The sequence below is a fragment of the Streptomyces sp. NPDC002776 genome (assembly GCF_053592195.1).
The window spans coordinates 499,300-512,500 of the sequence record NZ_JBSFVG010000001.1 but is presented as its reverse complement, the minus strand read 5'-3'; the positions used below and the strand labels follow the sequence as shown (position 1 = coordinate 512,500).

9 protein-coding genes are annotated in these 13,201 nt (G+C 74.1%); 7 read left to right on the top strand and 2 right to left on the bottom strand.

Annotation, left to right across the window (positions count from 1 at the left end; translation table 11 throughout):
* The first annotated feature begins 512 nt into the window (after positions 1–512).
* Positions 513–935 (top strand): cobalamin B12-binding domain-containing protein, encoded by a 423-nt coding sequence (locus ACWD11_RS02325; protein WP_186281212.1) that lies wholly within the window; start codon positions 513–515, stop codon positions 933–935.
* Here the strand turns inward: ACWD11_RS02325 and ACWD11_RS02320 are convergent.
* Both ACWD11_RS02320 and ACWD11_RS02315 read right to left on the bottom strand, forming a co-directional pair.
* Entirely contained in the window at positions 911–2,572 is a 1,662-nt protein-coding gene (locus ACWD11_RS02320) for a DUF5691 domain-containing protein (RefSeq protein WP_451280781.1), read from the bottom strand. The two genes, ACWD11_RS02325 and ACWD11_RS02320, sit on opposite strands and share 25 nt — an antisense overlap.
* 151 nt (positions 2,573–2,723) lie before the next feature.
* Positions 2,724–4,079 carry an SWIM zinc finger family protein gene (locus tag ACWD11_RS02315; RefSeq protein ID WP_451280779.1) on the bottom strand — a complete coding sequence of 452 codons (1,356 nt, stop codon included), beginning with the start codon at positions 4,077–4,079 and terminating at the stop codon, positions 2,724–2,726.
* 133 nt (positions 4,080–4,212) lie between these two features.
* On the opposite strand from ACWD11_RS02315, the gene ACWD11_RS02310 reads away from it, so the two are divergent.
* The 6 genes from ACWD11_RS02310 to sucC all read left to right on the top strand — a co-directional run bounded on the left by ACWD11_RS02310 (position 4,213) and on the right by sucC (position 13,198).
* Complete coding sequence (locus ACWD11_RS02310; RefSeq protein ID WP_451280777.1) at positions 4,213–5,343, top strand: ATP-binding protein; 1,131 nt, start codon at positions 4,213–4,215, stop codon at positions 5,341–5,343.
* A gap of 66 nt (positions 5,344–5,409) precedes the next feature.
* Positions 5,410–7,782: a DUF5682 family protein gene (locus tag ACWD11_RS02305; RefSeq protein WP_451280775.1), complete on the top strand. Its 2,373-nt coding sequence runs from the start codon at positions 5,410–5,412 to the stop codon at positions 7,780–7,782.
* A 157-nt stretch (positions 7,783–7,939) separates the two neighbouring features.
* A complete protein-coding gene (locus ACWD11_RS02300; RefSeq protein WP_451280774.1) occupies positions 7,940–9,118 on the top strand; it encodes a VWA domain-containing protein in 1,179 nt (392 codons plus the stop codon).
* A 106-nt stretch (positions 9,119–9,224) separates the two neighbouring features.
* Entirely contained in the window at positions 9,225–10,280 is a 1,056-nt protein-coding gene (locus tag ACWD11_RS02295; protein ID WP_451280772.1) for a hypothetical protein, read from the top strand.
* 91 nt (positions 10,281–10,371) lie between these two features.
* Positions 10,372–11,589 carry a hypothetical protein gene (locus ACWD11_RS02290; RefSeq protein WP_451280770.1) on the top strand — a complete coding sequence of 406 codons (1,218 nt, stop codon included), beginning with the start codon at positions 10,372–10,374 and terminating at the stop codon, positions 11,587–11,589.
* 427 nt (positions 11,590–12,016) lie between these two features.
* On the top strand, positions 12,017–13,198 hold the full coding sequence (sucC, locus tag ACWD11_RS02285; RefSeq protein ID WP_451280768.1) for an ADP-forming succinate--CoA ligase subunit beta: 1,182 nt from the start codon (positions 12,017–12,019) through the stop codon (positions 13,196–13,198).
* Positions 13,199–13,201 lie beyond the last annotated feature (3 nt).

Here is a 13,201-nt window from a genome sequence, read left to right as displayed (position 1 = left end):
GTCGCGCCGAGGCCGGCCGACGGTGCGCGAGCGGGCCGCGCGGGGCGGGGGCGGCGTGTGACGTCCATGACGCCGATGACGTGACGAGACTCCCTGCCGGTGTGGCGACGAGGCTCTCCGCTGTCGTGCCGTACCTGCCCTGCGTGCTCCTCGTGCCCTCGCCGACCCGCCGCACCCCCATGCCGCGCGGCCTGCGGCGCGGTGGTGCGGCGATCTCGTCGCGGCTCCCGTTGCGCGGGTTCCGGCCGTGGCCCGGCGGCCGCGTGTGTCCGCGGTCCGTGAGCCGCAGAGGGTCGGAACGGTGCGCGGCGAACGTGTCCCACCATGTGATTTCCCCCTCGGTCTCCACCGTGAAACTGCGGGGTGCGCGATGCTGGCGATAACGTTCGTTCACTTCCCCGGGCGCTGTGGCGCGGGGCGTCCGTGCCACGGCGTGTGCGGCGTGTACGGCGCGAGTGATGTGTGCGGTACTTGACGGTACGGATGGATGTAGTCGCTTCATGGAGGCAGTGATGGGTGTGGCAGCCGGTCCGATCCGCGTGGTGGTGGCCAAGCCGGGGCTCGACGGCCACGATCGCGGGGCGAAGGTGATCGCGCGGGCACTGCGCGACGCCGGTATGGAGGTCATCTACACGGGCCTGCACCAGACGCCCGAGCAGATCGTCGACACGGCGATCCAGGAGGACGCCGACGCGATCGGTCTGTCGATCCTCTCGGGCGCCCACAACACGCTGTTCGCCGCGGTGATCGCCCTGCTCAAGGAGCGGGACGCGGAGGACATCCTGGTCTTCGGCGGCGGGATCATCCCCGAGGCGGACATCGCGCCGCTGAAGGAGAAGGGCGTCGCGGAGATCTTCACCCCGGGGGCGACCACGCAGTCGATCGTGGACTGGGTCCGCGCGAACGTGCGTCAGCCGAGCGTCTCCGGAGGCTGAGCGGTTGTTCCGGCGCGGGCGGGCGGGTCGCCGGCCCGCGCGGTCCCGCTCAGCTCCTCCAGCATCGCCGCCCGCAGCCGCAGGGTCGTGACGAGCCGCTGGAACGCCTCCGCCCAGTATCCTCCGGCCCCCGGCGAGGCGTCCTCCGTCTCGTCGGGCACCGCCAGCAGGCCGTCGAGACGGCTCGCCTCGGCCGGGTCCAGACAGCGCTCGGCCAGCCCCATCACGCCGCTGAAACTCCACGGGTAACTCCCCGCGTCCCGCGCGATGTTGAGCGCGTCGACCACCGCCCGCCCGAGCGGCGCGGCCCACGGCACGGCGCACACGCCCAGCAGCTGGAAAGCCTCGGACAGCCCATGCCGCGCGATGAAGCCGGCCACCCACTCGGCCCGTTCGCCCGGATCCAGCGTGCCCAGCAGCTTCGCCCGCTCGGCCAGTGACACCGCTCCGGGCCCGCCCGCCTCCGGCGCCGACGGCGTCCCGAGCAGCGCCCGCGCCCACTCGGCGTCCCGCTGCCGTACGGCCGCCCGGCACCATGCCGCGTGCAGCTCGGCCTGCCAGTCGTCCGCGACCGGCAGCGCCACGATCTGCGCGGGCGTCCGGCCGCCCAGCCGCGCGGGCCAGCCGCCGAGCGGTGCCGCCTCCACCAACTGTCCGAGCCACCACGACCGTTCCCCGCGTCCCGCCGGAGCCTTCGACACCACACCGTCGCGCTCCATGCTCGGATCGCACTCGTGCGGTGCCTCGACCGTGATCGTCGCGGTGGCCCCGGTGTGGTCCACGGCCACACACGCCCCGGCCCGGACCGCCATCCGCCCGGCCAGCGCCGAGTCGGGCAGCGCCGACAGCAACTCGGCCGCCGTCGCCCGCACGTTGCGGCTGCGGTCGGCCAGCGCCTGCTCCAGGAACGGCTCGTCCGACGGGCCGAGGCCGGTGCGCAGCGAGTCCAGGAACATCAGCCGGTCCTCGGCCCGCTCCGTCGCCCAGGTCGTCGCCAGCAACTCCCGTGCGGCGGCGGGCTCCCGCGCCCGTATCGCGGCCAGCAGGGCGACGCGCTCGGCGAACAGGCCCTCCTGCCACAACCGCCGCACCCTCTCCCGCTCCTCGGGGCGGGGCAGCGCCGTCCCGCCGCCGGGCGTGGCGCGCAGGGCGAACCGCCAGTCCGGGTTCAGCCGCGCCAGCCACACCGCGCGGGTGCCCGCGAAGCGCAGTGCCGCCGGCCGCAGGTCCGTGCGGCCCCGGGCCGCGTCCAGCAGGGCCGGCAGCAGCTGCGGCGGCGCCGCGTAGCCGTGGGCGTTGGCCGCCGTCAGCCACTGGGGCAGCAGCTCCATGAGGTCCGGCGCCGTGCCTCTGCGTCCGCCGCCGGTACCTCCGCGGTCGGCCAGCAGCAGCGCCAGCCTGCGGGCCGCCGCCGGGGGCAGCGCGGGACGGGTGTCCTCGGGCGCCGGCTCGGGACGGGCCGCCGCGCGGGCCGGGAGCAGGCCCGCCCTCCGGCGCACGGTCTCCAGGGCCGCCGCGTCCAGCAACGCGACCGGCGCCTCCCGGGCCGGGTCCGCCCCCGGCGGGGTGCGGCGATCGGTCCCGAGGAGGGCAGTGGTGACGAGCTCTTCCCAGGCAGACGCGTCCGGGGTGTTCACGAGGGTCGTCCCTTCTGTGGGGTGCTGCCGGGTGGAGGGCTGGGGGTGCGGCGGGGGCGGATCAGCACAGCTGTATCGCCTTGCCTGGTCCTTGCCGTCCGGCTGCGGGCGGGGTGAGGCCGTAGACGTCCTGAGGTGTGCCGGGGGCGGATCAGCACAGCTGTATCGCCTCGCCCGGTCCTTGCGGCCATGCCGCGAGCGGGGTGAAGCCGTGGTGGCCGCATTCGCCGAAGACCTTCACCGGTTCGCCGCCCGAGAGGGCGACCAGCTTCCACAGGCCGGGGCGGGACCGGGCCGTGGGGGTGAGCGGCAGGGCCGCGTCGGTGTCGGCGTCGGCCAGCTGCCAGGACTCGCCGTCCGGAGTCGGTATCACCCGCTCCAGCGTCACCGGGACGGAGTCCAGCCAGGGGTCGTCCCGCAGCGCCTCCCCGTAGCGCGCGGCCGCCTGCGCCGTCGTCACCCCTGCCGGGCGCAGAGAGGTGGGTACGGGCGCGGCGAACCGCTCGCCCAGGGAGGCCCGCAGCTGACCGGCGCCCGGATAGGGGGACACCTCCGCCTCCAGGGCCAGCCCGACCGGGAGCGCCGGCTCAGGGGCGCGGCCCGCGGCGCCGTAGGACAGGAGGAGGGCGGTGCGGGCCGAGCCGGCGCCGTGGAGCCAGATCCGGCGGGTGGTCAGGCGGGCGTCCGCCGTGTCGTACTGGGCGAGGACCAGCCAGCGGTCGCGGATCGGCGGGCCCTCGGGCGAGGCGGGCAGACCGATGCGGGAGCGGACCGTCGCCGCCAGGGGCTCCGGCAGCCGCTCGCGGTGCAGCCAGCCCTGGTCCAGCAGGTGGAGCAGCGCACACTCCTCCAGCAGCCGCACCGGCCAGCCGGGTCCGGACGACGGGATCGCCCCCAGCTCCCTCACCCGTGCCGCGAGTCCCGACGCCTGGGCGTCGACCATGCGGGCGGCCGTCTCCTCCCACAGCCCGTACCCCGCCTGCTCCGCGCCGGCCAGTCCGCCGCGCAGCAGATCCGCCAGCCGCTGCTCCAGCTCCGTCGCCCCCGCGGTGACCTTCTCCGCCCGGCGCTCCGCCCGCCGCCGCGCCGCCTCCGGATCGGCCGAGCCGGACGAGGAACCGGAAGCGCCCTCCGCCCGCTGCTGCTCCGCGCGCTTCCTTCTCCCCTCGGTCCACTCCCGCGCCCAGTCCGGCGGCTGCCCCTGCGGCACGGCCCCGTCCCCGCCCGCCCACAGCAACAGCAGCCCGAGCGCGTGCTTGCACGGGAACTTCCGGCTGGGGCAACTGCACTTGTACGCGGGCCCTGACGCGTCCGCGATGTCGACGACCGTCTGATACGGCTTGCTGCCACTGCCCTTGCACAGCCCCCACACCGTCCCCTCGTCGGTACTGCCCGCCTCGGACCACGGCCCGGCCGCGCCGAGTTTGCTGCCCGCTTTGCGTGACGCGGTGTCAGGCGCGAGTGCCAGCACCTGCTCCGCGCTCCAGCGCACCCCCTGCTGAGTCATGCCATCGAAGGTAGATCCCCCCACTGACAATCGGTCCGGCGAGCGCGTTTGCGCAGGTCGGAACCGATTGTCAGTGGCGTGGTGCACGGTTGGTGACAGATCCGAACCGGCCGAGCTGGAGGGGGACTTCGCCATGACCGTGTCCGTGGACCCGACGACCGAGACAACACGCGAGAGCGCACCGACCGAGCCGTTGCGACCGCACGCCGAGGACGCCTTCGCGGCCGAACTGTCCGCGCTGGCCGCGCAGGACGACCGTCCGCGCCCGGCCCGCTGGAAGCTGTCGCCCTGGGCCGTGGCGACCTATCTGCTCGGTGGCACCCTGCCGGACGGCACCGTGATCACTCCGAAGTACGTGGGACCGCGCCGCATCGTCGAGGTCGCCGTCACCACCCTCGCCACCGACCGCGCCCTGCTCCTGCTCGGAGTGCCCGGCACCGCCAAGACCTGGGTGTCCGAGCATCTGGCCGCGGCCGTCAGCGGCGACTCGACCCTGCTGGTCCAGGGCACCGCCGGCACCCCGGAGGAGGCGATCCGGTACGGCTGGAACTACGCGCAGCTGCTCGCGCACGGCCCGAGCCGGGACGCGCTGGTGCCGAGCCCCGTCATGCGGGCCATGGCGGAGGGCATGACGGCCCGGGTCGAGGAGCTGACCCGGATCCCGGCCGACGTCCAGGACTCGCTCATCACGATCCTGTCCGAGAAGACCCTGCCCGTCCCGGAGCTGGGCCAGGAGGTGCAGGCCGTCCGCGGCTTCAACCTCATCGCCACCGCCAACGACCGCGACCGCGGGGTCAACGACCTCTCCAGCGCCCTGCGCCGCCGCTTCAACACGGTCGTGCTGCCGCTGCCGGAGAGCGTCGAGGTGGAGGTCGACATCGTCTCCCGGCGCGTCGACCAGATCGGCCGCTCCCTCGACCTGCCGGCCGTGCCCGACGGCGTCGACGAGATCCGCCGGGTGGTGACCGTCTTCCGCGAGCTGCGCGACGGGGTGACCTCCGACGGCCGGACCAAGGTGAAGTCGCCCAGCGGCACCCTCTCCACGGCCGAGGCGATCTCCGTCGTCACCGGCGGCCTGGCGCTGGCCGCCCACTTCGGGGACGGCGTCCTGCGGCCCGCGGACGTCGCCGCGGGCATCCTCGGCGCCGTGGTCCGCGATCCGGCCGCCGACCGGGTCGTCTGGCAGGAGTACCTGGAGGCGGTCGTCCGCGAGCGTGACGGCTGGACCGACTTCTACCGCGCCTGCCGGGAGGTGAGCGCGTGACCGCCTGCTGGAGGCTCCGCACGCAGGACGACGACACCAGGTGGCCGGCCAGGCGAGGGGGACGGTGTGACGACGGGAGCTGACCCCGGCACGGCCGCCGGGCCGCTGCTGCTCGGCGTACGGCATCACGGGCCCGGCTCTGCGCGGGCCGTGCGGGCGGCGCTGGACGCGGCCCGGCCGCGCGCGGTGCTGATCGAGGGGCCGCCCGAGGCGGACGCGCTGATCCCGCTGGCCGCCGAGGAGGACATGCGGCCGCCGGTCGCCCTCCTCGCCCATGCCGTGGACGAGCCGGGCCGCTCGGCGTTCTGGCCGCTGGCCGAGTTCTCCCCGGAGTGGGTCGCGATCCGCTGGGCGCTGGAGCACGAGGTACCGGCCCGCTTCATCGACCTTCCGGCCACCCACACACTGGCGTGGCAGAAGGAGGACAAGGAGGACACGGGGGAGAAGGAGGGGGGCACGCCGGCGCCCGAGTCCCCGGAGGAGCAGGACGAGAGGCACGCCGACGTGCGGGTCGACCCCCTCGCCGTGCTCGCCGACGCCGCCGGATACGACGACGCCGAGCGCTGGTGGGAGGACGTCGTCGAGCACCGCGGGGTCGGTGCGGCGGGGGATCCGCTCGCGCCGTTCGCGGTGCTGGCCGAGGCCATGACGGCGCTGCGGGAGGTGTACGGCAGCGGCGGACACGACCGGGACCTGGTGCGCGAGGCATACATGCGGCTCCAAGTGCGCGCCGCGCAGAAGGAGTTCGGGGACGCGGTGGCCGTGGTGTGCGGGGCCTGGCACGTGCCCGCGCTGGGCGGGCGGAGCACCGTCGCCGCGGACCGGGCCCTGCTCAAGGGGCTGCCCAAGGTCAAGGCGGACATGACCTGGGTGCCGTGGACGCATCGCAGGCTGGCGCGGGCCAGCGGCTACGGGGCGGGCATCGACTCGCCGGGGTGGTACGGGCATCTGTTCCGCGCCACCGACCGGCCCGTCGAGCGGTGGCTGACCAAGGTGGCCGGGCTGCTGCGGGCCGAGGACCGGATGGTGTCCTCCGCCCATGTCATCGAGGCGGTACGGCTGGCCGAGACGCTCGCGGCGATGCGCGGCCGCCCGCTGCCCGGCCTGGGCGAGACCACCGACGCCGTGCGGGCGGTGATGTGCGACGGCTCGGACGTGCCGCTGGCGCTGGTGCACGACCGGCTCGTTGTGGGCGACGTGCTGGGCGAGGTGCCGCGGGACGCGCCCGCGGTGCCCCTGCAGCGGGACCTCGACCGGATCCAGCGCAGGCTGCGGCTCAAGCCGGAGGCGCTGGAGCGGGAGTTGGAGCTCGACCTGCGCAAGGAGACCGACGCCGGGCGCAGCCGGCTGCTGCACCGGCTGCGGCTGCTGGGCGTGCCGTGGGGAGAGCCGGCCGCCTCGCGGGGGAGCACGGGCACCTTCCGGGAGACCTGGCGGCTGCGCTGGGAGCCGGAGCTGGCGGTGCGGATCGCCGAGGCCGGGGTGTGGGGGACGACCGTACTCGCCGCCGCGACCGCCAAGTCCGAGGCGGACGCCGTCTCGGCGCAGCACCTCTCCGACGTCACCGCGCTCGCCGAGCGGTGCCTGCTGGCCGAGCTGCCGGACGCGTTGCCGACGGTGATGCGGGTGCTGGCCGACCGGGCCGCGCTCGACTCGGACGTCGGCCACCTCGCCCAGGCCCTGCCCGCCCTGGTCCGCTCCCTGCGGTACGGCGACGTGCGCGGCACCGACACCGGGGCACTCGCGGAGGTCGCCGCGGGTCTCGCCGAGCGGATCTTCGTCGGACTTCCCCCGGCCTGCGCCGGACTCGACGCGGACGCCGCCGAGGAGCTACGGCGCCATGTGGACGCCGTGCACGGGGCGGTGGGGCTGCTCGGGGACGCGCCCGCGCCGGGCCACGGTGATCTGCGCGGGCGCTGGCGGGCGGTGCTCAAGGTGCTGTCCCTGCGGGACTCGGTTCCCGGCGTGATCCGCGGCCGGTCCGTGCGGCTCCTGCTGGACGAGGGGGAGTTGGCTCAGGACGAGGCGGCCCGGCTCATGGGGCTCGTGCTGTCGCCGGGAACACCTCCCGGGGACGCGGCGGCCTGGATCGAGGGCTTCGTCTGCGGCGGCTCGGGCGGCGGGATGCTGCTCGTACACGACGAGCGGCTGCTCGGCCTGGTCGACGCCTGGCTGACCGGGGTGCCGGCGGACGCGTTCACCGACGTACTGCCGCTGCTCAGGCGCACCTTCTCGGCGTACGAGCCGGGCGTGCGCAGAACGCTCGGGGAGCTGGTGCGGCGCGGGCCGGGACAGCGGGGCGGTGCGGCGGTCGCGGGTGGGGGCGTACCCGGGTTCGCGGCCGAACTGGACCAGGAGCGCGGGAACGCCGTGCTGCCGGTGGTGCGGCTGCTGTTGGGGCTGGACACGGACGACGACGACCTGGTGGGGGTGGCGTGATGGCGGCCGGAGGACGGGCGGAGCGGAGCGCGAGGGCCCGAGCGGTGCGGGCCGCGCGGCAGGCGCCGGGACAGGGCCAGGAGACGCGGGCGGGGGGCCGGCCGGCGACGATCGTGCCGGTGATCCCGCTGTGGGAACGGCACGGAGGGATGCGCGGATGACGACGGACGTGACGGACCCGGCGCAGGAGCGGCTGCGGCGCTGGCGGCTCGTGCTCGGCGGGGACGCGGCCGACGGCACCGGATGCACGCTCGCCGGGCAGGACGCCGCGATGGACGGGGCGCTCACCGCGCTCTACGGAAAGGGGGACAGGCCGCTGACGGGGAAGGACCGTTCGGCGGGGCTCGGGGCGTCGGCGCCGTCCGTGGCGCGCTGGCTCGGGGACATCCGCACCTACTTCCCCTCCTCCGTCGTGCAGGTCATGCAGCGCGACGCCATCGACCGGCTCGGACTCTCCACGCTGCTGCTGGAACCGGAGATGCTGGAGGCGGTGGAGGCCGACGTGCATCTCGTCGGGACCCTCCTCTCCCTTAACAAGGCCATGCCGGAGACGACCAAGGAGACCGCGCGGGCCGTCGTGCGCAAGGTCGTCGAGGACCTGGAGAAGCGGCTCGCCACCCGCACCCGGGCCACGCTCACCGGCGCCCTCGACCGCAGCGCGCGGATCAGCCGGCCGCGCCACCACGACATCGACTGGAACCGCACGATCGCCGCCAACCTCAAGCACTATCTGCCGGAGTACCGGACGATCGTGCCCGAGCGGCTCATCGGCTACGGGCGGGCCTCGCAGTCGGTGAAGAAGGACGTCGTGCTCTGCATCGACCAGTCCGGGTCGATGGCGGCGTCGGTGGTGTACGCGTCGGTGTTCGGGGCGGTGCTGGCGTCGATGCGGTCGATCGACACCCGGCTGGTCGTCTTCGACACCGCGGTCGTCGACCTCACCGACCAGCTCGACGACCCGGTGGACGTCCTGTTCGGCACCCAGCTCGGCGGCGGTACGGACATCAACCGGGCGCTGGCGTACTGCCAGTCGCAGATCACCCGGCCCGCCGAGACGGTGGTCGTGCTGATCAGCGACCTCTACGAAGGGGGCATTCGCGACGAGATGCTGAAGCGGGTGGCGGCGATGAAGGCGTCGGGCGTGCAGTTCGTGGCGCTGCTCGCGCTCTCCGACGAGGGGGCACCGGCGTACGACAGGGAACACGCGGCGGCGCTCGCCGCGCTGGGGGCACCGGCGTTCGCGTGTACGCCGGATCTGTTCCCCGAGGTGATGGCGGCGGCGATCGAGAAGCGGCCGATCCCCGTACCGGATCCGGCGGCAGCAAAACGGACATGAGTACCCATCGGTCACGGGGGGCTTGCGCGGCCTCAGGAGTCCCGTGCAAGGATCGATGCCTTCACCGACTTCGACTCCGTGCCGCCGTACGGGAGGATCCGCCCCCTTGACCTGGTCAGCAGCCCTGCCCGGTGCCGCTGTGCGCATCCCGCGCACGGCGGCCGGACGGCGTGTGCTGTATCTGGCGCTGCTGGTGGGCGGGTTGTTCGCGCTAGGGCTCCTCGGCGGACAGCGGGCTCAGGCGGCGGAGGACGCGCCCACGGCTCTGTCGGTCGACGTGCGCACGGCGGTCGAGGGGGTGACCGGGTCGGTGGCTCGGGAGCCCGGGGCCGGGGAGCCGCAGGGGCGAGAGCTTCGGTCCGTCACCGAGGACACCGTTCCGGCCGTCACCGAGCCTGTCGTGCGGCCCGTCGGCGAGCTCGTCGGCGCGGTGACCGAGGGGCTGGACGAAGCACGGGGCACGGTGCCGCCGCGGGAGTCGCTGCCCGCCCTGCCCGCCCTGCCCGCCTTGCCCGACCAGCCCGCTCTGCCCGACCAGCCCGCTCTGCCCGACCAGCCCGCTCTGCCCGACCAGCCCGCTCTGCCCGAGCAGCCCACTCTGCCCGACCAGCCCGCTCTGCCCGAGCAGCCCACTCTGCCGGAGCTGCCCCAGGCCCCGGATGCGGAACTTCCCGTGCTCCCCGGCCTCCCGGAACTCCCCGGCCTCCCGGAACTCCCCGGCCTCCCGGAACTCCCCGCGCTGCCGGAACAGACGCTGCCGGCACCGGCACCCGTGCCGGTGACCTCCACTCCGGCTGGCGAAGCGGACTCCGCCGGGCCGGCGACCGGGGAGGCCGCCACGGCTACCCCGCACGGCGTCACGCCGTACGACACCACCGCGCCTGCGCACCGCACCTCCGCGCACCGCACCTCCGCTCACCCCCACCCCCACCGTGCCGACTCCACCGCGCCCGTGCCCGCGCGGCACGCGCCCGCAGGTGTTCCGGGCGGTGCCCTGGACCACCGTGCGACGGTCGACAACGGCACGCCCAGGCATGGCGACGCGCATGCGGTCGCCGCACATCACCCGGCCCCGCCGCGGCTGGTGCCCGGCGCCGCCGCGCACGTCGGTGCCGACGAGATCAGGGACGCGTACCGGGACATTCCCGTATCCCCCGCCTAGAGCAGGCCTTTTCCCGCGCAGTGGACCTGCCGCGCGGGGGCGGAACAGGTCTGCCCGTGTCCCCAATCTCCTTTAAGGATCCGACGTACGCATGAACAAGAACATCCGCCGTTCCCTCGTCATAGCCGCCGGTGTCACCGGCGCGTGGGCGCTCGGCTCCACCGCCGCGAGCGCGGACGAGCTGCCCTCCGCCACGCTGTCCGTGCCGGACGCCACGGAAGACGTCACCGAGGGCGTGGCCGAGACGGTCACCGCCACCTCGAAGCAGACGGCATCCGTCGAAACGAGCACCACGACCACCCCCAAGGCCACCAAGGCCGCTAAGACCCCCAAGGCCCCCAAGGCCCCCAATCTCAAGGGCGGCGCCGCGCAGCTCACCGAGGGCGTCAAGGCGGCCCGCGCCGCGCAGACCGCGCAGCAGACCCCCGAAATCCCGAACACCCCCCAAATCCCCACCACCCCCGAAATCCCCACCACTCCCGACACCGTCGACTACCTCTTCGGCCCCCTCGCCGCCTTCGCCCCGGAGGTGGAGCGGACCCTGAGCGCCCCGACCGGCACCGCCACCGCCGTCCTCGACGAAACGAGCACCGCGGCCGTCCCGCCCCTCGTCACCGCCGCCGTGGACGGAGCCTTCCCCCCGGTCACCCGGGCGGTCGACGCCGCCACCGCCGCGGCATACGGCCTGGTGACCGACGTCCAGCCGGTCGCCACCGGCGCCGCCACCAATGTGCACGCCGTCGCCACCGAAACCGTGGCGGACGTCCACGCCGTCGCCACCGGAACCGTGGCGGACGTCCACCCCCTCGCCACCCGCACCGTCTCCGGCGCCCAGCCGGTCGCCCACGGTGCCCTCGCCGACGTACCCCCGTACGCCACCGGACTCGTCGGTCAGGTCGCCGCGGACGCGCAGGGGGCCGTGCTGCCGCCCGTCGCGCACACGGCCGTGCGCGGGGTCACTCCGGTCGCCGGGCAGGCCGTGACCGACGCGGGTGCGCTGGCGTACGGCGTGGCGGCCGACGCGCAGCCGCTCGCCCACGGCCTCGCCGGGGATGTCGGCCCCTTCGCGCACCGTGCCGTCGGCCATGTCGCCCACCCCGTGGCGGACCTCGTCCAGCCGGTCGCGTACGCCGCCGGGACCGCGGCCCAGGGCGTCGTGGGTGACGTCCAGCCCTTCGCCCACGGCGTCGCCGGCCATGTCTCCCCGGTCGCCGAGAACCTGACCGGCACCCCGCTGGCGGGCAACGCCGTCACCGGCGTCCAGGGCGTCGCCGACTCGGTCACCCCGGGGTACCTCCGCTCCCTCTGAATCCCGGCTCCGTGAGGCGTAAGGACCCGGACGGCCGAAAGCCGTCGGACCGTCCGGCCGGGACCTCACGGACGGCCGGGCGGTCCCCATTGGGGTGGGGACCGCCCGGCCGGAGCCCTCGGGGGCGCAGTCGATTCCTGCCCCTTCGGGCTGTTCCAGGGGCCTCACCGGGCCAACCCCAGCCCGGTGAGGCCCTTCACATCAGGCACTCCGTGCCAGTGAGCACGGCATCATGTGACAGGTATCACCGCTCAGGTGTGACCCCTGATTTAGAAGCCCCCGTCGAGCGGCGATAACCTGCGAGACGGACATGCCGCGCGCTCGGACACCGTGTGCGCCTCCCTAGTGACAGCGGACGTCACGTTGCCCTTCGCGGCACGCCCACGCATCCAACGAACCGCGAGATCACTGATAGGGACGGAAGCGCGTGGACCTGTTCGAGTACCAGGCGAGGGACCTCTTCGCCAAGCACGATGTACCGGTGCTGGCCGGTGAAGTCATCGACACGCCTGAGGCGGCCCGCGCAGCCACTGAGCGCCTCGGTGGCAAGTCCGTCGTCAAGGCCCAGGTGAAGGTCGGCGGGCGTGGCAAGGCCGGTGGCGTGAAGCTCGCCGCCACCGCGGACGAGGCCGTCGCCCGCGCGACGGACATCCTCGGCATGGACATCAAGGGCCACACGGTCCACAAGGTGATGATCGCCGAGACGGCTCCGGAGATCCTGGAGGAGTACTACGTCTCCTTCCTGCTGGACCGTGCCAACCGCACCTTCCTCTCCATCGCCTCCGTCGAGGGCGGCATGGACATCGAGGAGGTGGCGGCCAACCGTCCGGAGGCCGTCGCCAAGACGCCGATCGACGCGATCGACGGCGTGACCGAGGAGAAGGCCCGCGAGATCGTCGAGGCCGCGAAGTTCCCGGCCGAGGTCGCCGACAAGGTCGTCAACGTCCTCGTCAAGCTGTGGGACACCTTCATCAAGGAGGACGCCCTCCTGGTCGAGGTGAACCCGCTGGCGAAGGTGGCCTCCGGCGAGGTCATCGCCCTGGACGGCAAGGTGTCGCTCGACGACAACGCCGAGTTCCGTCACCCCGACTTCGAGGAGCTCCACGACAAGGCCGCGGCCGACCCGCTCGAGGCCGCCGCCAAGGAGAAGAACCTCAACTACGTCAAGCTCGACGGCGAGGTCGGCATCATCGGCAACGGCGCGGGTCTGGTCATGTCGACCCTGGACGTCGTCGCGTACGCCGGTGAGGCGCACGGCAACGTCAAGCCGGCGAACTTCCTGGACATCGGCGGTGGCGCCTCCGCCCAGGTCATGGCCAACGGCCTGGAGATCATCCTCGGCGACCCGGACGTGAAGTCCGTGTTCGTCAACGTCTTCGGTGGCATCACCGCCTGTGACGAGGTCGCCAACGGCATCGTCCAGGCGCTGAAGCTCCTGGAGGACCGCGGCGAGGAGGTCACCAAGCCGCTCGTCGTCCGTCTCGACGGCAACAACGCCGAGCTCGGCCGGCAGATCCTCACCGACGCCAACCACCCGCTGGTCCAGCGCGTCGACACCATGGACGGCGCGGCCGACAAGGCCGCCGAGCTGGCCCACGCCGCCAAGTAAGCA